Source organism: Halobacillus sp. Marseille-P3879 (genome assembly GCF_900240285.1).
In the GTDB taxonomy this organism is placed as follows: Bacteria; Bacillota; Bacilli; order Bacillales; family Halobacillaceae; genus Halobacillus_A.
In genome coordinates this window covers 386,520-408,300 of record NZ_OESS01000001.1, presented here as the reverse complement: position 1 = coordinate 408,300, position 21,781 = coordinate 386,520, and the positions used below count along the sequence as shown (strand labels likewise).

The following is a 21,781-nucleotide window of genomic DNA, read 5'->3' as shown; positions in this document are numbered from 1 at the left end:
ATCCTCCTGTTTGCTACCCCAGTGCCTTATAGTCTTCCTTGGAAGCGGGCCTGACGAGGTTAGTTACTCCTGTTTTCTCTAACGACTGCACGATTAAATATGCGAAAATGCCGGAAATGATAATGGCACCAATTATTCTGGCCCCAAACAGGATGAGTAAGTTCCAAAGCGCTAAGTCTCCGATGTAGCCATAATAGTAATCAATCCCAATGGAGGCCAGTGCAGCGGCAATACCTGCTAACGAAGCAATCAACATATCATAACGCTTATAACGAAAAGCCGCGAAAATTAATTCAGCTGCAAGTCCTTGGCCCAGCCCGAATATTAAAGTGGCTACTCCCCACTCCCCGCCAAAAATAAACTCACCCTGGGCTGCAGCAACTTCCGCCAGTAAAGCGACCCCGGGCTTTCGTATAATCAAATAGGCAACGACCGCAGCAATAAACCACATTCCATAAATCAGTTGTTCCACGTGCAGACCCAATGTCGAAACCACTCCATATAACGGTCCCCACAGTTTATAAATCACTCCAAAAATCAGTGCGATAATAATAGTTACTAAAATATCTGTCAGCTTCAAACCTTTTTCCATTTTTTACAAGTCTCCTTTTCGATGAAATAATTTATTTATAAACAAAAATCCACTTTCCTGTTTCATAGGAAAGTGGAAGAATCGGAAAACTTAAAACGCTCTCCAAAACTCCACTTCCCTTCGCTGGTGTCAGCCAGATCAGGTTCTAAGGGTCTTAAAGTCTCAACCTTATACAATGAATCAGCATAGTATTCCATGCTATAAAAAGGTCCCCCCAGCGGAATAGTATTATGAAATTTCAACCCTGTTTTCCTCTCAATCCTCCAGAAGATCGGAATCTTCTAACCACATTTTCTGCTTTTCAGCCATCTCCCAAAACATGTACTCCAGTTTACTCGTATGAAGAAAAATCTCTTCCAGATGAGCCTTCTCACGCTCCGGCTTATCGTCAGCCAGCTGATTCATAAGTTTTTTTATGTCTTCTGCAAGCTGGGTGAATTCATCAGAAGCGTACATCTTGATCCAATCGCCGTAGAACTCATGTTCACTCGCTCCCTCTTTCTGAAACAACGCTAAGCCGATTTCATTGTAGCTCCAGGCACAGGCAAGAACACATGCCACCACCTCAGCCTCAGACCCTTGCTGAGCCTTGTTAAGCATGTAACTGGTATAAGCAAGCAGTGTAGCTGACGGTTTTGTGTTTTCTAAGTCTTCTCTGCTGATTCCGATTTTTTCTGCATATCCCCGGTGAAGCTCCATTTCTTCAGTCAAGGTGGAGTGAAGCAGGTCTGCAAATAACGTCATTGTCTCGAGACGGGAAGCCTTCACACTTCCTAGAGCAAATACTCGGCAGTAGTCGATTAAATATAAGTAATCCTGTTCCATGAAGAATTTAAACTTTTCAAGCTCTAAGCTTCCATCGCCGATTCCTTTTACAAAAGGGTGCTCAAGATACTTGTTCCATATCGGCTCAGCCTTTTGATAGAGTCGATCTGTAAACATCAGCATTCATCCTTCCTCTTAGAGTTTTGAAACCAGTCATATAAAAATGCAACCATCGTTTTTGTAAACTGAAGAAGCTGTGTACGGTCAATTGATTCGTTTACGGCGTGGGCCTCAGCAAGCGTACCCGGACCGTATAGGACCGTAGGAATGCCCGCTTCCCCTAACCAGCCTCCATCAGTGACGGTAGGAGACATTGAATAATCAACAGGGCTTTTATAAATAAGCTGATGCGCGTCAGCTAATCTTTGGACTTCCCGATGGCTCGAATCTATAGAAAATGCCGGAAAAATTTCTCCCTTGTCTTCAATCATCGATGTGCCTCCCCAGGAAAATTGCGGAGGATGATCTTTTAACCAGGGATCAGCTTTTGCTGCATGATGGATATGTTGTTCAATTTCTCTGATCACGTCCTCATAGTGTTCCTCAGGGTAGTAATGAACTGTAACCCACAAGGAGCAGCGATCAGCAATAAACGCAGCATGCCGTCCTCCTTCAATTACAGCTGGATTAATCGTATTAGATCCCGAAGGAAAACCGGGACTCGATTTCGTCACAGCCCAGTGCTGTTCGAGTTCCTGTAAGGCGTTTATTACCTTCATCATTTTCTCTATTGCACTTGCTCCATGCAGACCGCCGCCAGCATGAATCATCGACCGCCTGCTGGCATCATGGAAGGTTTCAGGGCTTTCGATTGTGATCCAGCCGGTAATGACACCTCCCTGCCCTTGTATAGAGCAGTTACTTGTATCGACTACTAGAGCTAAATCTGCTTTATATCCTCTCTCACAACAAGATTTAGTCCCTGCCTCTCCTACTTCCTCCCCGACGACGGACTGAAAATAGAGATTTCCTTCAGGTTCTATTCCAGCTTCATGCAGCACCTTGAGAGCAAACAGTGCTCCTGCCAATCCGCCCTTCATATCTGCAACCCCGCGTCCGACCACTTTATCCTCTTTGACTGTGCATACAAACGGATCATAATCCCAGCTTTCATTCTCCTCAATAGCTGCCACGTCTATATGGCCATTAATAATGAGACTATTCGCTCGATTCTCCCGCTGTCCCTGTTTCGTTCCAACTATGACAGGGTCTCCCGGATACAAATCCCAGGAATCAATAGTAAAACCAAGCTTCTTCAGCTGCTCAGCAACATACTCCTGAGCTTCTTCTGCATTGCGGGCAGGCGGACTCAAGGTGGGAAAGCTGACTAAATCAGATAATAAAGCCAGAAGTTCATCTTCTCTTTCTCCCACTTTATCCAGTAAGCAGCTCAGCTCTTTGTTCATATACACTTCTCCTTTCTTTAAAAAACAGGCAATTAATGGCGTAGTTTTTTAAAAAACTCGAACGACTCAGTAACATGAGCTTGTTAAGTTTAATTAAATTTTGGCGAAATGGATGCACCACAAGCATTTCACATAGAATTCTTGCCCATTAAAAAAAGCTCGCTCCTGTTTGGAAGGAGCGAGCTTATCTGTTAAAAATTATGTTTCACGAAAGAATGATTACTCGCTTCACTTCCCTACGCTAGTATGATCTAGATCAGGTCATAAGGGTCAAAGCTGCTGACTTGCTTCTCTCAGCCGATTCACGGCTCCCCTAGTGAAGATTCATATATAATTTTGTTAATCATAATTAGAACATATTCCTACAAAAATAACAAGAATCATTTTATTACAAGAAAGGCTTCACTTGAAAATCAACTCTCGTCGTTCTTACCTCAATCCATAAGAGACCCCGCTCATTCAAGGAAATCCTACCGTTTCATCCCCGTTGAAAGTTGTACAGACACCGCATAATAAATGACGTAAAAAGAGAAACTACAACTTAAGGATTATCACCAAAAGAACTTCAAACAAAATACACGCTATACAGGGGGGATACTAATGGGGAAAGTCCGCGAAATAGTAACAACTGCCATATGCACAATCGTTCTAATGCTTAATTTTCACCAGGTTACCGAAACCTCTAACAACTCTACTTCCCCTCCTGCAAATGACTCACATGAAGAGAGATATCAGACAGTTCATAACCCGGTGAATGCCGAATCATCGTACGACTACACATTTGTTTGGATGACTGACACTCAATATTACTCTAAACATCATCCACATATTTATAAGAGTATGACCAATTGGATTGCTTCAAATAAAGAAAAACTCTCTATCCCCTACGTCATTCATACAGGCGATATCGTTAACAATTGGGATAACGAGGAACAATGGAAGCACGCCGTGGATTCCATGAATGTTCTGCAGAACGCCAAATTACCCTATGGCGTATTAGCAGGTAATCATGATATTGATTTAAAAAATAAAGATTACGCACCATTCTCCAAACACTTCGGCCAAGCGCAGTTCGAGAATCAATCTTACTATGGTGATTCATATAAAGACAACCGTGGTCACTATGATCTCTTAAGTATAAATGGCAACAAATTTATCATGGTGTATATGAGCTGGGGTATTTCACAGGAAGAAATTGACTGGGTAAACGATGTTCTGGAAAAACACCCGGACCACATTGCCTTCATTAACCTTCACCAATACTTACTGCCTACTGGAAAAAGAAGCCGGCTTGGCGAAGACTTGTATGAGCAGATTATTAAGCCCAATGAGAACGTAGTAGCCACCCTGAGCGGGCATTACTACGGGGCATCGAAAAAAGTCGACCAAATAGACGATAACGGGGACGGCACCCCTGACCGAAAAGTATATCAGCTGTTCGCCAATTACCAGGGTATCTCTGAGGGTGGAAAGGGCTATATGCGCCTGTTACACGTAAACCAGGAAGAAAATAAAATTGACGTAAAAACGTATTCTCCTTACCTAAATGATTACAATTATTACGATCCAAAGAATCGTCCCGGGAAAGATGAATTTACCATTGAGGTCCCATTGGAGCCCTAGATTGACTTGGTGGTAAGACTCCTGTAGTTAAGATCCCGCAGGAAAGCAAAGTGCTTTGACAGAGTGAGGGTTAAATCCTTCCTTGTCCCAAAAATAATCCGAACCGATTTCAGTAAAATCGTTCGGATTATTTTATGCTTTATTCAATTTCGGCCAGCCTCTCCTTAATTAGGGGAACTTTAACCGAACCTTATCTACAGAAAGGATTCCGATCACTGATACAGGTTACCTCCTGATTTTTTAAATTCTTCCGCTTTTTCCCTCATCCCTTTTTCAATATCTTCTTTCGTAAAGAGTTCATTATCTTTTGCATAATTACGAATATCTTGAGAAATTCTCATACTACAGAATTTCGGTCCACACATAGAACAAAAGTGAGCGGTCTTTGCCCCCTCAGCGGGCAGAGTTTCGTCATGGTATTCAATAGAACGCTCTGGATCAAGAGATAAATTAAATTGATCTCTCCATCGAAATTCGAACCGGGCTTTTGACAAAGCATCATCTCTTTTCTGAGCCCCTGGATGCCCCTTTGCCAAATCGGCTGCGTGCGCTGCAATTTTATAAGTGATTACCCCTTCACGCACATCATCCCTGTTTGGTAAACCTAAATGTTCCTTCGGGGTGACATAACAAAGCATTGCCGTCCCATACCAGCCAATCATTGCCGCACCAATCGCCGAAGTAATATGGTCATACCCCGGCGCCACATCAGTTGTCAGGGGGCCAAGTGTATAAAAAGGAGCTTCATCGCATGCTTCTAATTGTTTATCCATGTTTTCTTTAATGAGGTGCATAGGCACATGCCCCGGACCTTCCACCATCACTTGTACATCGTGTTCCCATGCAATCTTCGTCAGCTCCCCGAGGGTTTCCAGCTCAGCAAACTGAGCTTCATCGTTAGCGTCAGCAATCGAACCAGGCCGCAGCCCGTCTCCAAGCGAAAAGGAAATATCATAAGTCTTCATAATTTCACAAATCTCTTCAAAATGCGTATACAGGAAACTTTCCTCGTGATGATACAAGCACCACTGTGCCATAATCGATCCACCGCGGGATACAATACCTGTTAACCGATCCGCCGTCAGCGGAACATACCGTAAAAGAACCCCGGCGTGGATGGTGAAATAGTCCACCCCCTGCTCTGCCTGTTCGATTAACGTATCACGGTAAACCTCCCATGTTAAATCCTCAGCCACACCATTTACTTTCTCTAATGCCTGATAAATAGGAACAGTGCCTACCGGGACGGCTGAGTTACGAATAATCCACTCTCGGGTGGTGTGAATATCTTTGCCCGTAGATAAGTCCATAATATTATCGGCACCCCAGCGTGTCGCCCAGGTCATTTTCTCTACTTCTTGTTCAATAGATGACGAAACAGCTGAATTTCCAATATTCGCATTGATTTTGACATGAAAATTCCGTCCGATAATCATAGGTTCGCTCTCTGGATGATTTACATTCGCTGGGATAATGGCCCTTCCTTTCGCCACTTCTTCTCGAACGAATGCTGGGTCCATATTTTCTCTGAGAGCTATAAATTCCATTTCAGGTGTGATGATTCCCTGTTTAGCGTAATGGAGCTGGGTAACATTCTTTCCTTTCTTTGCACGTATTGGCTTACGACTTAACCCGGGAAACACTTTATTGTTGGCGCGTGGATCTTCTTTATCCTTATACCCATTATCTTCAGGCTGGATTTCCCGACTTTTATATTCCTCCACATCTCCTCGTTCCTCTATCCAGTCACGGCGAAGAGAAGGAAGTCCCCTGGTAATATCAACAGAATACTCCGGGTCTGTATACGGACCGCTTGTGTCATAAACACGTAATGGAGGGTTCTCTTCTTCGCCAAAAGTACCTGTTGTAGGACTCAAGCTAATTTCCCGCATAGGAACTTTAATGTCAGGCCTTGAACCTGACACATATACTTTTTGACTTCCCGAAAAACTAGACATGATCGAAATGTTCTCTTTGTTTAATGAAGATTGTGACATAATCTCTCTCTCCTTTTGTGGAGGCTTTGTTAAATGCATGGTAATTCCAAAGCAGGATTTAACAAAGCCTGATTAAATTTAAAAGGACGAGATCGGAAATTCCAGGCAGCAGTGTATTGAAGCACATAAAAAAGCCGGGTCCATAAAATATGGCTGGACCCGGCTAATATGTATACAGGAGTATAGTTACATTGATGGTTCGTTCTAACTTTCCTACGCTGGCATGATCCAGATCAGGTCCAAAGAGTCAAGAAACTTCAACGCGTTCTTTCTCAGCCCAGCTCATTGGGCTCCCCTAGTTATAACTATTCAATTTGACTTCAGTATAAATGAATGTTTGGTGACTTCCAACACCAATAAGGAAAATGGTTCTTTCTACACCCGCTCCATATTTGAATATTCGCTAAGATATTTCGATTGTAAAGCCTTATTTTCATAGAAAACGGGTAAATGTGAAAGTGTGGACTATAAAGTCTGACAGGGACTATTTCCTTATCTCAGGCTAGTCCCGGATTAATTAATTTTTCTGGAGTCTACCTAAATTCTTATGAATATGCATAAAAACACAGCCCTTCCGAGGTCGGGCTGTGTTTTAATCAGACTACGAATTTGGAGTTCCAATCACAGACTGCAGGATGGCTTTTTGCACATGCAGTCTATTTTCCGCTTGCTGGAATACTGCGGAATGAGGTCCATCAATTACTGAGGCCGTCACTTCTTCTTCACGGTGTGCTGGAAGGCAGTGCAGAAAGTGAACGTCGTCTTTAGCTATCCGAAGTAACTCTTCATTCACCTGATAATCGGCTAAAGCTGTTAATCGTTCTTTGGCTTCCTCTTCCTGCCCCATACTGGTCCAGACGTCTGTGTAAATAACATCGGCCCCCTGGACGGCAATGGATGGATCGGTCTCCACTTTCACCGAGCCGTTGTTTTCTTCAGCGACTTGTTGTGCTTTTTTCACAATGCCGGGGTCAGGTTGATATCCTTTTGGAGCTGCAACCACGACTTCCATACCCATCATGGCGGAAAGGACCATGAGAGAATGAGCCACATTGTTTCCGTCGCCGATATAGACAACCTTAACACCACTTAAGCGTCCTTTCAGCTCAAGTATGGTAAATACGTCAGCCAGTGCCTGACAAGGGTGATAGATATCACACAATCCGTTAATGACTGGAATTGAGGCATGCTCGGCAAGTTCAGTCAGTTTTTCATGGGAGGTTGTGCGGTACATAATAGCGTCAACATAGCCTGATAATACTCTGGCAGTATCGGCAATTGTTTCGCCGCGCCCGATTTGGATATCACGGGTATTTAAATAAAGCGCGTGACCGCCCATTTGTACCATTCCCACTTCAAAGGAGACGCGCGTACGTGTAGAGGATTTTTCAAAAATCATCCCTAATGTTTTTCCGTTCAATGTACTGTTGTGCTTGTTCTCTTTAAGATCCTGAGCTCTCGCCAGCAGCTGGGAGATATCAGTTTGATTGAAATCAAGCCAGGTTAGCACATCTCTGCCTTTTAGTGTATGGTTAGAAGTTGTCATCATATCCATTAAGTTCATCTACACGCACTCCTTTTCTTTACTCCCGGGAAGCGGGGTTGGTTGGTAAGGGTCGTAAGCCAGCGAATCGACGTATGCATTAAACGTGGTGGCTTGCGTAAATACGGTTACTCCTGCTTTTAATGCTTGAATCCTTTTCAGCGAATCTTCTTCTTTATTTCCATCATTCATATAAACCTTCGCTTCTTTCAATTCCAGCCACTCCGTGAACTTCACATCGCTCGACTGTCCTTTTACAAAACGGGTGGATTCGATTAAACAGGCGTGCTCGTTTTCGTACAAGTTAGGAAGATGTTCGAATACTTTAGCCATTGCTTCATCGGCTGTATCGGCAAGACACATGCCTTCTCCAGTAGACAGCATGTTAGCTCCCAGCTTATGGTCGAGCTCAGGCAGTGCGTGTGAAGAGAACAGCGGATATTTAACGGCAGCTTTCTGAATCAACGGCTGTGCAATGTCCTTAAGTGAGCTCACCTGATCTTTTACAAGGACTTTAACAGCTAAATCGATTAATGAGACATCCGATACTTTGCTAATAATAGGTACGGTCCGACTTGCTCGTGGATTCACTTCTAAGACGTACACAGTATCTTCAGCGATTAAAAATTGAATGTTCATTAAGCCTTGATAGTTTACCTTCTGAACGATTTTTTGTGCGTACTCTTTAATCTTTGCTTTAACGGCTGATGACAGGCTCTGTGATGGGAACAGCGCCATACTGTCACCTGAGTGAACGCCTGCAGGTTCAACGTGCTCCATAATTTCTGGAATAAATACGTTCTTCCCGTCTGCTGCAAGATCTACCTCTGCTTCACTTCCCGTCATAAACTGGTCAAGTACGATCGGGTAATGGCGGGCATCTGTTTGCTCAAGTGCTGCCTTTAACTGCTCCTCGTTCTCTACCTTTACCATGCCCTGACCACCGATAACATAGGACGGCCGGCAGAGCAGTGGATATTGATAAGATTCGGCGGCTTCCAGAGCTTCTCTCATCGTATGGCACATCTCACCTGGAATATGCGGCACGTCGATACTCTGCAGCACAGAATAAAACTGTTCACGATCCTCAAGCTGCTCAATCGTATCCACACTTACTCCAGCCAGCGGAATGTCCGCCTCAGCAAGTTCCTCTGCAATATTGATCGCTGTCTGTCCTCCAAATTGAGTAAAGACAAGGTCAATACCTTCATGCTCAACAATCGATTCAATTACTTCTTTGTTAATTGGATCAAAATAAAGACGGTCGGCGGTCGTGTAATCGGTGCTTACAGTTTCTGGGTTGTTATTAATCATTACCGTGGTCCAGCCCAGCTTCTGCAGACTCTGAATCGCCTTAACCGCACTGTAATCGAACTCGACACCCTGACCGATCCGAATCGGGCCAGAGCCGATAATTAATGCCTTTTTATTAGTCGGCAGTGGTTCAATTTCATTTATACCTGCATAGGTTGTATACACATAATTTGTTGCCGCTTCAAATTCAGCGGCACACGTATCAACCATTTTGTAGCTCGGTGTGACCCCGTATTGCGTCCGCAGCTTCTTCACTTCTGCTTCGTCTATTCCCTTAAGCGCAGCAATCTTTTGATCGGTAAATCCATGGATTTTGGCTGTCTTCATTAACTTCAGATCGAGCTCATGCGACTGAAGCGTCTTCTCCATCTGTACGATATTCGCAACAACTTGAAGGAAAAATAAATCAATTGCTGTCTTATCATGTATCTCTTTTACAGACGTCCCTTTCTTTAACAGTTCGACAATCGCGAAATATCGTAAATCAGTCGGCTTCGTTATATGTTCTTCAAGGCTGCCTGCTAATTCCGGGATAGTTTGATCAAGAGAAGCCACTGCTTTTTGAAAAGCACCTTCAAGCGTGCGGTCAATAGCCATTACTTCTCCTGTCGCTTTCATTTTCGTTCCAAGCTTGCGGTCTGCATGGGAAAACTTATCAAACGGCCAGCGCGGGAATTTTACTACTACATAATCCAGCGCCGGTTCGAAACTAGCGTAGGTGGTGCCTGTTAACGGGTTGATCAGTTCATCCAGTGTAAAACCGAGCGCCAGCTTCGTCGCCATTTTAGCGATTGGATAGCCCGTTGCTTTTGATGCAAGCGCCGATGAACGGCTTACACGCGGGTTAACTTCAATCACATAGTATTTTTTACTATACGGATCGAGCGCGAATTGAACGTTACATCCGCCTACGACATCCAATGCCGAAATAATCGTAAAGGCAGCGGTTCTTAACATTTGATATTCCTGATCCGTAAGCGTCTGGGATGGGGCCACAACGATGGAATCTCCTGTATGCACCCCGACGGGATCAAAGTTTTCCATATTGCAGACACTGATGCACGTACCGTTGGCATCGCGCATCACTTCATATTCGACTTCTTTAAACCCAGCGATGCTTTTTTCAATAATAACCTGGCCGATGGGGCTTGCCTTTAGGCCATTTGCTATTAATTCCTTTAATTCTTCCTCGTTATCTACAATGCCGCCTCCACGGCCTCCTAATGTGTAAGCCGGACGACTGATCACAGGGTAGCCATAATGCTCAGTGAACTTTAAGGCTTCCTCCACACTTGCAATTACTTCACTTTCCGGTACGGGCTGCTTTAATTCATCCATCAATTCACGAAACAGTTCACGGTCTTCCCCCTGCTGAATCGATGCGACACTCGTCCCTAGAAGTTCGAGGTTATATTTAGTAAATAAATCATGCTTATTCATTTCAACAGCCAGGTTTAATCCTGTCTGCCCACCCAGACCGGCAAGAACTGCGTCAGGTTTTTCCTTTTTAATAATCGCTTCGACACTCTGAACGGTTAACGGCTCACAGTACACGTGATCGGCAATTTCATTATCTGTCATGATCGTAGCAGGATTGTTGTTTACAAGGATGACTTCGTGTCCCTCTTCCTTAAGTGCAAGACACCCCTGCGTCCCTGAATAATCAAACTCCGCTGCCTGGCCGATGACGATAGGGCCCGAACCGATGACAAGAACTTTCTTAGGCATAGATCTGCACTCCTTTCTTGCTGTTTACACTTGTGAAAAATTCATCGAATAACCATAAGGCATCCTCAGGTCCCGGGTTGGCTTCAGGGTGAAACTGTGCAGATAAGATTGGCTTGGACGGATGCATCAAGCCTTCAACGGATCCGTCGTTAACGTGGCTGAAGCTGACTTCAAGCACCGTATTTGCTACACTCTCATCGTCCACAACATAGTTATGATTCTGAGATGTAATAAATACACGTCCTGTCTGCACATCTTTAACAGGATGGTTGGCACCCCGGTGGCCGAAAGCCAGCTTTTTCGTATCTGCTCCATAGGCTAAAGCGATCACTTGATGCCCAAAACAGATCCCTAAAGTCGGAAATTGCTCCAGCACCCCTTTTATTTCAGATAAATGTTTCGTTGCATCTTTTGGATCTCCGGGCCCATTTGACAACACCACTCCATCTGGCTGAAGCTCATGTACCTTCTGTGCATGCGTAAAAGGAACGACAGAAACGCTTACTCCGCGTTCAACGAGCTGATCTACAATAGACTCCTTATATCCAAAGTCAATCACGGCAATATGCTGCTTACCTTTTCCATGAGTCGTCACTTGGGATTTCGAAGCTAAATAAATCTGTCCCACTGTTTTCGTATCCGACGGCTGAATGGATTCATGGGCCATCACAGCCTGACACGTACCTTCGCTTCGAATGGATTTCGTTACTTCTCTCGTATCGACTTCAGTCAAAAAAGGCACGTTCCATTTAGTTAAATAGTCTTTTAAAGATGACGTCGCTTGATAGTGATAGGCTTCCTCTGCACAATGCATCATTACCACTCCGCCTACCTGCGGACTGCCGCTTTCAGAATCATCTTCATTGATGCCGTAGTTACCGATCAATGGGTAAGTGAATACAACGATCTGCCCTTTATAGGAAGGGTCTGTTAATACCTCTTGATAGCCCGTCATGCCCGTGAAAAACACCACTTCTCCTTCTACCGGCTTCTGCCATTGGCCAGATGCTTGCCCTTTAAAACTCTGGCCTTCTTGTAATGTCAGGAATCCCTGCATTCTTTACACCTCGCTGTATCTTTATTAGTTGTTCAGTATTTTTATACAATGTTATGAGTAAAAATACTTTGCAGGGAAACCCTGGCAAAGTAACCTTACTGTGCACTTGATTTCTCTAGTTGCAGTACATCTGCAAGGGTTGACACGGCCTTATCAATCTCTTCCTCCGACACATTTAAAGGAGGAAGCAATCGAATGACCTTAGGACCCGCCAGCACCGCCAGAAGCCCTTTCCCTCGAAGTTTATGAATGAAGTCGATGGCTTGTTCATCCAATTCAATGCCAATCATTAGTCCTTTTCCTCTTATTTCTATTACTCCGTCTATTGGTAAAAGCTGCTCTTCTAACAGCTGCTTAAGGTATTTGCCTTTTACCTTTACGTCTTTTAAGAACTGTTGTGGGAAAATCGTTTGAAGTGTTGCTTTCACTGCCGCAGAAGCTAATGGATTGCCGCCAAAGGTTGAACCGTGCGACCCCGCTGAAAATGTATCAGCAAGTTCGGCTTTCCCAAGCATAGCTCCAACTGGAAATCCGCTGCCAAGCCCTTTTGCTGAGGTTACAATATCAGGATCTAAATGAAAGTGCTGGTAGGCAAATGGCTCTCCTGTACGGCCAATACCGGTTTGTACTTCATCGATGATGAGCAGGGCCCCTGTTTCGCGGCATTTCTTCTGTACAGCTTGGAGGAACAGCTCCGTCCCTTCGACAACGCCGCCTTCCCCTTGAATAACTTCCACCATGATTGCTGCTGCCTCTTCTCCGTTCACTTCAGCCACTGCTTCTGCATCATTGTACGGAAGGTATTCAAATGTAGGAAGGAGTGTACCAAAGCCTTGATGAACCTTTTCTTGACCGGTGGCACTCATCGTTGCAAACGTCCTGCCATGGAATGACTGCTTAAATGTAATTATTTTTTCCTTCCCAGTATGCTTTCTCGCAAGTTTAATCGCCGCTTCATTCGCTTCAGCTCCGCTATTACAAAAGAAAGCATAATCGAGTTGTGTTTCAGCTGTTAAAAGCTCAGCTGCTTCCTGTTGTACCGGAATCTGATATAAATTGGATACGTGCCACACTTTGCCGATCTGCTCCTGAACAGCCTGTTCAACAGCAGGAGGACGATGACCAAGATTACATACCGCAATACCTGACACAAAGTCTAAATACTGATTTCCTTCATCATCTGTCACAACCGTTCCTTCCCCGGATTCAATAGTTAACGGAAAACGGTTATAGGTTGGAAACACACTCATTTGACGACTCCTTCCTTTACATCCTGATAAATCGTGGTCCCTTTTATAAAGTTGCCTTGAACTAGGGACTGTTCTCCACTCACAATAAGAACTTCATTTAAGTGTTCAGACAGCGCATTAACTGCTGACTTTACTTTCGGAATCATCCCTCCGTAAATCACCCCATCTTCGATAAGCTTCTGTATTTCTTCAGGAGTGGTTTTCGAAATCATTTGTCCGTTATTTAAAATGCCTGGGACATCAGTGACGAACAACAGCTTTTCCGCTTTAACTGCGTTGGCGACTGCTGCCGCTGCAATGTCCGCATTCACATTTACCATTTGCTCGTCACTTGTTGTAGCAAGCGGGGCGATGACGGGGATATAATTTTGCTCTAATATTTGATTGATCAGGCTGACGTTAACTTCTTCGATATCTCCAACTAACCCTAGCTTCTCTTCATTGATTAACCGGGCTTTCAGCAGACCTCCATCCGATCCTTTTAACCCTACGCAGGGAACGCCTTGTTTCGTAAAAGCAGAGGTGACTTGAGCACTTACCGTACCACCTAAAGTCATAGTCACCACTTCTAACGTCTCTGCAGTCGTCTTACGAAGCCCTTCAAAAAACTCACCCTTAATATTTAAGTCCTCTAACAGCGAGGAGATAGCAGGGCCGCCTCCATGTACGACGATACACCGGTAACGTTTTGTCAGCTCGCAGAAACTTTGATAAAAGCTTTCTGAAATGTGGTCAATCATGCTCCCACCCAGTTTAATGACTAAGACCGGCTTGTGTTCATGTTCGATAGCTTGCATTGATTTTGACATAGTCATATGTTAAATCACACCCCCATGCAGTTCCTGAACCCTTACCCTCATGAAGCTCGATATAGATTTTAACCGTCTCTTTCTTCATATCTTCCATCGCCTGCTCCTCGGAAAATGGATTCGGTGTACCTTTACTGAAAACAAGCTGACTTTCAATGTAAATATCGCAGTTGGTCGCATCTACCTGAGCTTCACTATGGCCGATGGCACCGACGATTCGTCCCCAGTTGGCATCGATGCCATACACCGCAGTTTTTACGAGACTGGAGCCGACCACTTTTTTAGATATAATGCGGGCCTCATCGTCAGTTAAAGCTCCTCTTACATTCACCTCAATTAATTTCGTTGCCCCTTCACCATCTTTTGCAATCTGCTTCGCCAAATCCTCACATACAAGCTGAAGTGTTTTTTGAAAAGAGCTCCAGTCGTCATGTTCAGGAGTTAGAGCTTCATGCTCCACACATCCGTTCGCCATCGTCAATACCATATCATTTGTCGATGTTTCCCCATCGACTGTAATTTGATTAAAAGATTTATCGATTGATTGGCTCAGAGCAGCCTGCAAGTGTTCTGACTCAATCGCGGCATCCGTTGTAATAAAACCGAGCATGGTTGCCATATTAGGATGAATCATTCCCGACCCTTTCGCCGCGCCGGCAATAGTAACGGTCTGCCCCTCTATTTCAACTTGATAGCAAGCTGACTTCTCGCACGTATCCGTTGTTAAAATTGCTTGTTGGAAGTCATGGTCTCCTTCCTTAGATGGCTGGACATTCATAGAGCCATACTCAATTTTAGCCATTTCAAGCTGTTGACCGATAACCCCCGTCGAAGCCACAGCAACGTAATCTTCTGAAATGACATAGCGTTGAGCAATTAAGGACCTCATCCTATAAGCATTGGCCAGACCTTCTTCACCAGTACAAGCGTTGGCAATTGCACTATTTACAGCCAGCGCCTGGATCTTTTTTGAAGAAGCTATACTCTCCTGGGTCACCTTGATCGGAGGGGCCTGAAAATGACTTTGTGTGTAAACGGCCGCGACAGAGGCGGGCTGTATACTCATTAACAATCCATAGTCTTTTCTTGAACGCCTCAGACCGCAATGAAGCCCTCCTGACATGAAGCCTTTAGGCGACGTTATGGTCCCATCCTCTACTTTTACAATCTTGTGCGCGTCCGTTAGTTGAATCAATCGCTCTCTCCCTTTCTTTATGAGTTATGGATATACCGGAATATGGTTTAAGCCAGTCGTTTCTTCTACCCCTACTGCTAGATTCATATTTTGTAAGGCCTGACTGGCTGCACCCTTCATAAGGTTATCAATCACTGAAACAATGGTAAGTCGTCCTGTCCGGTCGTCGAGCGCTAAGCCGATATCGCAATAATTTGATGCATATACATCGCGCGTGCAGGGGAATTCTCCCGCTTTCCTTATTCGGACAAAAGGCTCCTGTTCATACGCTTCCTCATATAATTGAATGAGTTCATCAAGGGTATGAGAACCTTTTAAATCAACGTAAATCGTTGACATAATTCCACGTGTCATAGGGACGAGATGAGTAGAAAACGTAACTGGCTCGATATCTGTATCCCAATGCATCAGCTGCTGTTCGATTTCAGGAATATGCTGATGCTGATTCACTTTATAAATTCGAAAGTTTTCCTGTGTATTCGCAAAATGAGTCACTTCACTTGCTTTCTTTCCTGCTCCGGATATCCCTGACTTCGCATCAATGATAAGGCGCTCCGGGTCAGCCCACTGCTTACTGACCACGGGACCGAGACCGAGAAGAACAGCTGTTGGATAGCAGCCGGGATTGGCAATTACGCTGGCTGATTGAATGGCTTCCTTGTTCCATTCAGGCAGGCCGTACACCGATTGTTCGATCACTTCTTCTCCTGCCGCTGTGTTTTTGTACCACTTGTTATACGTTTCGCGATCCTTTAACCGTAGATCCCCTGAGAGATCGATGACTTTCCCTTTTCCTCCCAGCAGTTGGGGAGTCAACTCACTGGATACTCCTGCGGGGGTAGCCAGGAATATGATATCGAGCTGCTGCTTCATCTCCTCAGGGTTAAGCTCTTGTAATGTATAATTTTTGTTATTAACGTGACTGTATATTTCTTGAAAGAACTCTCCGCTTTGTGTAGACGAATATAATTTGACATTTTTCACTTCGGGGTGGTTGTGTAACAGGCGAAACAGCTCCGCGCCGCCATATCCCGTAGCCCCAATAATTCCAATTTCCACTGTTCCTTCACCTCTTTTTTGTATATGTATAAATATTATATATAACGTATATTTATGCTATTATTACTCGTGTGATAAAATCTGTCAACAGGTGGAGAGAAAGTTTTATTTTATAGCGAAGTGTTTGAGATAGAAAAGAATGATTATACATACTTAGTAAGCGTTTACATTAAGTGAAAAAATTTTTAAACTTTTTTCTGGAATTCATGTGCTTACAACTTGGATAATTATCATCGAGTCCTGGAGATTTACAGCCATAGAAAAAAGACCAGCTCTCACTCAGCTGGTCTTCGTATTTATTCGATATCGAAGGATTGGAAGATGCTTTTCTCGGGCATCTTATATACTTCCCGTCCGAGAAGGTGATTAATAATTACCTTGTTTCGATGTACGGCTAAACCCAGGTTGGTAGAGCCGACACCGTGAGTATGGGAAATTCCGCTGTGAACATAGATTTCGTTGTTAACATCTTCTTTCTTTTTCAAACGATAGTCCGCTTCCACTTTGTACCGCCCTTCGTCATCCCATTGAAGAAAGTCACTTAAATAATAAATGAATTCAGGCACATACGGCTTATATCCTGTCGCTGTAATTACGACTTCAGATTCGTGCTGAAAAGATTCTTTTTTCTGCCAGTGAAAGCAATCGAGCAGGTAGCCCGTGCCGTCACTCTTTTCTTCAATGCCCTGGACCTCACTTAAAACCTGTAAACCAACATTTAATTCATCTTCACCAATTGAATATTCGTACAACAGATTATAGATGTCTTCGATCGTATGATTGCTGATTCCTTTATAATATAAGCCCTGATTGGCAAAAATCTCATCCTTATCTTTCTGCGGCAGCTGATAAAAGTATTTCACATAGTCAGGAGAAAAGTGTTCAAGGCTCAGCTTCGACTCTTCCATCGATTCAAAGCTTGGAGATCGAGTAATCCAATCTAAGCGGAAGCCGCATTCCCGCTGCTCTTTTAACAACTCCCGGAAGGTTTCAGCTGCACTCTGGCCCGAACCAACGACTGTAACAGATTCAGCCGTCCGACAGCGGTCCTTATTAGGAATATAGTCGGCTGTGTGGAAGACATCTTGTTCGGGCAGATTTTGAAAGGACTTAGGCATTACAGGAACACTTCCTGTACCCATCACTATATGCCTCGTCTTATAAACATGAGTTTCGTTTGACTGTAAATTCTCTACCACTACTTCAAAGTAGGTCTCTTCTTCTCTTACATGACGGATAGTTGAGACACGACTAGCGAATTGACAGCTGCTTAACCTCTCAGACACCCATTGACAGTAATCGTTGTACTCGCGGCGGGGAATGTCGAGTCTTTGCAGAAAATAAAATTGATACATTCGGTCATTTTTGCTGATGTAATTTAAAAAGCTGTGTTTATTGGTGGGATCGGCCATTGTGACTAAGTCGGCTAAGAAAGGAACTTGAAGCTTCGTTCCTTCTATCAGCATACCTGGATGCCAATCAAATTTCTCTTTCTGTTCAAAGAAAACACTGCTGACTTCATCAATCTCGTCCAGTAACGCCGCCAGACTTAAATTAAAGGGACCAATCCCTACCCCTATCAAATCATATATGTGGTCTTCCTGAGCCATTTAAATTTCACTTCTCCTTTTTCTAAAAAAGCACGATTCAAATAAATTTAATCCTCTTCAATAGTACCATAATCCTTCTAAAAACTATAACTAGCCATGGAGGCATTCCTGTTTATTATGCTCCCCGGATTATCAACAATTCGAACACGATCTAAAACCCAGAAAAAAAAGCGCAGGCGCTCTGGTAGACACGACATGCATAAGTTTCCTAGAACATAAAAAAACCAGGGAGATCCCCTGGTTTCCCGCCTAATGATCAAGAGGAGAGTCACGATTGCTGATCTTTAAACTTCATTATCCCTGAAAAGAGAAGCAGGATAGCACCAAGGCCGATTAACACAGAATCCGCTTCCTGAAAGGCAACTTCTATTTTTAACAGCCACAGCCCTACCCCTAAAAGAAATAATAACCACCCGGCAATTGACAGTTTTCGCTGCATCGGATCTCTCCTCTCAAATCAAACTTATAAAAATTGTAACATAACGAAACCTTTTTGAATGAATCAACGTAAAAAGAATAAAATGAAGCGAAGGAGATCAATATGACTTACTTACAGCAGGTACATAATCGGCATGACTACCTTCCACTGCTTCTACTTGCAGATGAAAGTGAAACCCTGATTGCTGAATATATCAATAAAGGAGAAATGTATACCATTTGTGAGCAGGATCATTCTATCGGTGTCTGTTTATTTATTTTCCCTGCTGAAGGAATCGTTGAACTAAAAAATATTGCAATTGTTCCTGATCGGCGAGGTACAGGAATTGGAAAGCAAGTGCTTACCGAGTCATGTACGATGTTTCAAAAAAGGGGTTTTAGTGAAATTATAGTAGGGACAGCTAATTCCAGTTTGGAAAACATCGCTTTTTACCAGAAATGCGGGTTTCGAATGAATTCAATTCGCAGAGATTTCTTCTGTGATTATCCCGCCCCCCTCTATGAAAATGGCATTCGGGCCCTTGATATGATTGTCTTTTCAAAAGAACTGACCTAAAAGGAGATGAGGGAATTGAAAAAGAAATTGTACAAATCAACAAGTAACAAGATGCTGACTGGTACACTAGGTGGAATAAGTGAATTGTATGATATTGATTCAAGTCTGTTACGTATATTGTATGCGGTCGGAATCTTTTTAAGCAGTGGGTTTTTATTGCTCGTGTACATCGTGGCAGCTATTATCATGCCGACTGACAAAGAATTAAATAATGAAGCATAAGTAAACGGGACAGTCTGGGACAAAACTGAATAAATCATAAAATAATCCGAATGATTCTGTAGGGATCAGTTCGGATTATTTATGTTAAAGAGAATTAACACCATCGCTTCGTCAAATACTTCGCTTTTAAGTGGGCACGGCCTTAAGCTTCCTTGGAAACCCTGCCTTTGGAAAATGGAGAATCATTTAATCATCTACAACAATATAAGCTACCATCGGACCATCTGTTTCGAAGTCAGAATGGGTCGTGCAAATCATACGGTACACACCTTCCTTGTCAAACTTTACATCCACCACTGTTTCATTCCCTTGATGAACAACTCCTTGTTCCTCTGTTCCTTCAATTACAAAAGGGTGTTCTTCTCCATTTACTCCATAAATATTTAACTTTAAAGGCTCTCCTGCTTCAGCAAAGATTGTGCCAGGGTCAAAGCGGTACGTTTCAATTTGTTCTCCGTCTGCATTCTCTGCTTTAAATTCTCCTGTTACTATGTTTACTTCTCTTGCCTTTTCCTGCTCACTTCCGGAAAAGGTAGGGAGACTGTCACCAAATGAACCGAATACAAATAATAATACCGCGAGTAATGTACATCCACTGACAACCCACATAATCTTTTTTCCTGATAATACTAATGCTTTCAAATGATTCCCTCCTTAAAAGGCATATTTAGCACATGTATATGCAGACATGCCTCCTAAACTTGTCTACTTTTTCTCATTTATTCGTGAGTGATTACTCACTTTACTTTTCTCATCTTTCACTTTAAACTAAGAAGTGAGTAATCACTCATTAATGGGAGGTGGTTGGATGACCAGCGTTATAGTCCTTCAGGATGTGTCCCATCGGTTCGACAGTAAGGAAGTCCTTTCTGAGATTACGCTTCATATTCCTAAAGGAGAAATCTTTGGCTTATTAGGCCCCTCTGGATCCGGTAAAACAACGCTGATTAAATTAGTTACAGGATTGTTAGAACCAACTAGTGGAGACGTCTATATGAATGGTGAGAAAATGCCTTCTCTTGCCCAAATGAAACGCTATGGATTCATGGCACAATCCGATGCTCTTTACCAAGAGTTGAGCGGAAAGGAAAACCTGGATTTCTTTGCATCCATTTATCGGTTAAAGAAGCAGGAGAAAAAGAGAAGGATTAAGGAACTCCTTGAAATGGTAAACCTGACAGAAGTGGCAGATCATCCTGTTGACACTTATTCCGGGGGGATGAAAAGAAGACTCTCTCTTGCTGCAGCTCTTCTTCACGAACCAGAAATGATCATACTTGATGAGCCGACCGTCGGAATAGATCCCGTCCTCCGCCAGTCGATCTGGAAGGAATTAAACCGGCTTAAAGATCATGGTGTTACTATTATTGTTACTACCCACGTCATGGACGAAGCAGAGAAGTGTGATCGTTTAGCGATGCTTCGAGAAGGAAGGATTATTGCCATGAATACGCCTGCGGATCTTAGAGAAGAGATTGGTGCCGACACGATTGAAGAAGTTTTTCTTCATTATGGAGGTGCTTCGCAATGAATTCATTAACGATCACCCGTAGAATCTTAATTCAGTTTAAAAGAGATAAACGCAGCTTAGCCTTAATGATTTTAGCTCCAATCTTTGTTTTAACATTGATGTGGCTGGTTTTAGACAGTGAGAAAGACACATTGAACATTGCGGTAATTGATGTGCCGGATGCTTTTGAAGAAAGAATTAATGAACAAGAGGATATAAACGTAATCACCATGGGAGAAAATCAAGCAAAAGAGGAGATAGCAGAGGCAGAATTGGACGCTTTTATTTTATGGGAAGACGGTAAGCCATCCGTTACGATTGAAGGCAGTGACCCTAACAGCACTTCTATAGTCAAAGAACAGCTGCAAAACGTGCAGGGAAACGACTCCGACGACATGAAAGTCAACTTCTGGCATGGTTCGGAAGAGCTCGGATTATTTGATTATGTAGGCCCTGTGTTAATCGGTTTCTTCGTCTTTTTCTTTGTGTTTATTGTAGGTGGTGTTTCCTTCCTTCGTGAGCGAACACAAGGAACGTTGGAGCGTATTCTTTCCACACCGCTGAAGCGTAGTGAATTAGTGGGTGGCTATTTAATAGGCTTTGGAGTATTTACCATCGTTCAATCTTTCTTAATTGCTGGATACTCTATATATGTCCTTGATATGTATATGGACGGCCGTTTTCTATACGTTCTGCTTGTCACATTTCTCCTTGCCATCACAGCCTTAAGCTTAGGTACACTGCTATCAGCCTTTGCTAAAAATGAGTTTCAGATGATTCAGTTTATACCATTAGTCATAGTTCCGCAGGTTTTCTTCTCAGGACTGTTTCCTATAGAGGGGATGGCAGGCTGGCTGCAGGCCATTGGTCAGGTAATGCCATTGACTTACGGGGCTGAAGCCCTGAGGGGAATTATGCTGAGAAATGAAGGTTTCACCGATTTTCAGTTCGATTTATATGTATTGACTGCTTTTACTGCTCTGTTCACGCTCCTAAATATATACGCCTTGAAGAGACACAGGCCGTTGTAGTAAGATAATTGCAATA

General features: G+C 43.4%; 19 protein-coding genes and 3 riboswitches. Of the genes, 5 read left to right on the top strand and 14 right to left on the bottom strand.

Annotation, left to right across the window (positions count from 1 at the left end):
- Positions 1–13: 13 nt before the first annotated feature.
- The 3 genes from C1A12_RS02070 to C1A12_RS02060 all read right to left on the bottom strand — a co-directional run bounded on the left by C1A12_RS02070 (position 14) and on the right by C1A12_RS02060 (position 2,823).
- Positions 14–592, bottom strand: a complete 579-nt coding sequence (locus C1A12_RS02070) for an ECF transporter S component (protein ID WP_101842188.1) — start codon at positions 590–592, stop codon at positions 14–16.
- Between the two features lie 98 nt (positions 593–690).
- Positions 691–818: riboswitch (TPP riboswitch) on the bottom strand.
- A 29-nt stretch (positions 819–847) separates the two neighbouring features.
- Complete coding sequence (tenA, locus tag C1A12_RS02065; RefSeq protein ID WP_200816537.1) at positions 848–1,540, bottom strand: thiaminase II; 693 nt, start codon at positions 1,538–1,540, stop codon at positions 848–850.
- A complete protein-coding gene (locus tag C1A12_RS02060) occupies positions 1,534–2,823 on the bottom strand; it encodes an acetylornithine deacetylase (protein ID WP_101842187.1) in 1,290 nt (429 codons plus the stop codon). The genes tenA and C1A12_RS02060 overlap by 7 nt, the downstream gene beginning before the upstream one ends.
- A gap of 216 nt (positions 2,824–3,039) precedes the next feature.
- A riboswitch (TPP riboswitch) is annotated at positions 3,040–3,148 on the bottom strand.
- 275 nt (positions 3,149–3,423) lie between these two features.
- Between C1A12_RS02060 and C1A12_RS02055 the strand changes: the two genes are divergently transcribed.
- Positions 3,424–4,446 carry a metallophosphoesterase gene (locus tag C1A12_RS02055; RefSeq protein WP_101842186.1) on the top strand — a complete coding sequence of 341 codons (1,023 nt, stop codon included), beginning with the start codon at positions 3,424–3,426 and terminating at the stop codon, positions 4,444–4,446.
- A 212-nt stretch (positions 4,447–4,658) separates the two neighbouring features.
- On the opposite strand, the gene thiC is transcribed toward C1A12_RS02055, so the two are convergent.
- The 10 genes from thiC to C1A12_RS20980 all read right to left on the bottom strand — a co-directional run bounded on the left by thiC (position 4,659) and on the right by C1A12_RS20980 (position 18,447).
- Positions 4,659–6,443 carry a phosphomethylpyrimidine synthase ThiC gene (gene thiC / locus C1A12_RS02050; RefSeq protein ID WP_101842185.1) on the bottom strand — a complete coding sequence of 595 codons (1,785 nt, stop codon included), beginning with the start codon at positions 6,441–6,443 and terminating at the stop codon, positions 4,659–4,661.
- A 193-nt stretch (positions 6,444–6,636) separates the two neighbouring features.
- A riboswitch (TPP riboswitch) is annotated at positions 6,637–6,750 on the bottom strand.
- A 294-nt stretch (positions 6,751–7,044) separates the two neighbouring features.
- Positions 7,045–8,007 carry an ornithine carbamoyltransferase gene (argF, locus tag C1A12_RS02045; RefSeq protein ID WP_101842184.1) on the bottom strand — a complete coding sequence of 321 codons (963 nt, stop codon included), beginning with the start codon at positions 8,005–8,007 and terminating at the stop codon, positions 7,045–7,047.
- Positions 8,008–11,028: a carbamoyl phosphate synthase large subunit gene (locus tag C1A12_RS02040; RefSeq protein ID WP_101842183.1), complete on the bottom strand. Its 3,021-nt coding sequence runs from the start codon at positions 11,026–11,028 to the stop codon at positions 8,008–8,010.
- Positions 11,021–12,085 carry a carbamoyl phosphate synthase small subunit gene (locus C1A12_RS02035; protein ID WP_101842182.1) on the bottom strand — a complete coding sequence of 355 codons (1,065 nt, stop codon included), beginning with the start codon at positions 12,083–12,085 and terminating at the stop codon, positions 11,021–11,023. Before C1A12_RS02035 ends, C1A12_RS02040 begins: the two co-directional genes overlap by 8 nt.
- A 95-nt stretch (positions 12,086–12,180) precedes the next feature.
- Positions 12,181–13,335 (bottom strand): acetylornithine transaminase, encoded by a 1,155-nt coding sequence (locus C1A12_RS02030; RefSeq protein WP_101842181.1) that lies wholly within the window; start codon positions 13,333–13,335, stop codon positions 12,181–12,183.
- Positions 13,332–14,150, bottom strand: a complete 819-nt coding sequence (argB, locus tag C1A12_RS02025; protein WP_101842180.1) for an acetylglutamate kinase — start codon at positions 14,148–14,150, stop codon at positions 13,332–13,334. Before argB ends, C1A12_RS02030 begins: the two co-directional genes overlap by 4 nt.
- Entirely contained in the window at positions 14,113–15,339 is a 1,227-nt protein-coding gene (gene argJ / locus C1A12_RS02020; RefSeq protein WP_101842179.1) for a bifunctional ornithine acetyltransferase/N-acetylglutamate synthase, read from the bottom strand. The genes argB and argJ overlap by 38 nt, the downstream gene beginning before the upstream one ends.
- Positions 15,340–15,363: 24 nt before the next feature.
- Positions 15,364–16,398: an N-acetyl-gamma-glutamyl-phosphate reductase gene (argC, locus tag C1A12_RS02015; RefSeq protein ID WP_101842178.1), complete on the bottom strand. Its 1,035-nt coding sequence runs from the start codon at positions 16,396–16,398 to the stop codon at positions 15,364–15,366.
- A 296-nt stretch (positions 16,399–16,694) separates the two neighbouring features.
- Complete coding sequence (locus tag C1A12_RS02010) at positions 16,695–18,008, bottom strand: lysine N(6)-hydroxylase/L-ornithine N(5)-oxygenase family protein (protein WP_101842177.1); 1,314 nt, start codon at positions 18,006–18,008, stop codon at positions 16,695–16,697.
- A gap of 268 nt (positions 18,009–18,276) precedes the next feature.
- Complete coding sequence (locus tag C1A12_RS20980) at positions 18,277–18,447, bottom strand: hypothetical protein (protein WP_159462122.1); 171 nt, start codon at positions 18,445–18,447, stop codon at positions 18,277–18,279.
- Between the two features lie 102 nt (positions 18,448–18,549).
- Here C1A12_RS20980 and C1A12_RS02005 point away from each other — a divergent pair, with 102 nt between their 5' ends.
- On the top strand, positions 18,550–19,002 hold the full coding sequence (locus tag C1A12_RS02005) for an N-acetyltransferase (RefSeq protein ID WP_101842176.1): 453 nt from the start codon (positions 18,550–18,552) through the stop codon (positions 19,000–19,002).
- A 15-nt stretch (positions 19,003–19,017) separates the two neighbouring features.
- Entirely contained in the window at positions 19,018–19,224 is a 207-nt protein-coding gene (locus C1A12_RS02000) for a PspC domain-containing protein (protein ID WP_255408376.1), read from the top strand.
- 186 nt (positions 19,225–19,410) lie between these two features.
- Here C1A12_RS02000 and C1A12_RS01995 read toward each other — a convergent pair whose 3' ends face one another.
- Positions 19,411–19,866: a cupredoxin domain-containing protein gene (locus tag C1A12_RS01995; protein ID WP_200816536.1), complete on the bottom strand. Its 456-nt coding sequence runs from the start codon at positions 19,864–19,866 to the stop codon at positions 19,411–19,413.
- A gap of 166 nt (positions 19,867–20,032) precedes the next feature.
- Between C1A12_RS01995 and ccmA the strand changes: the two genes are divergently transcribed.
- Both ccmA and C1A12_RS01985 read left to right on the top strand, forming a co-directional pair.
- Positions 20,033–20,755, top strand: coding sequence for a heme ABC exporter ATP-binding protein CcmA (gene ccmA / locus C1A12_RS01990; RefSeq protein WP_101842174.1), 723 nt, complete (start codon positions 20,033–20,035; stop codon positions 20,753–20,755).
- Positions 20,752–21,765 carry an ABC transporter permease gene (locus C1A12_RS01985; RefSeq protein WP_101842173.1) on the top strand — a complete coding sequence of 338 codons (1,014 nt, stop codon included), beginning with the start codon at positions 20,752–20,754 and terminating at the stop codon, positions 21,763–21,765. The genes ccmA and C1A12_RS01985 overlap by 4 nt, the downstream gene beginning before the upstream one ends.
- Positions 21,766–21,781: the final 16 nt, after the last annotated feature.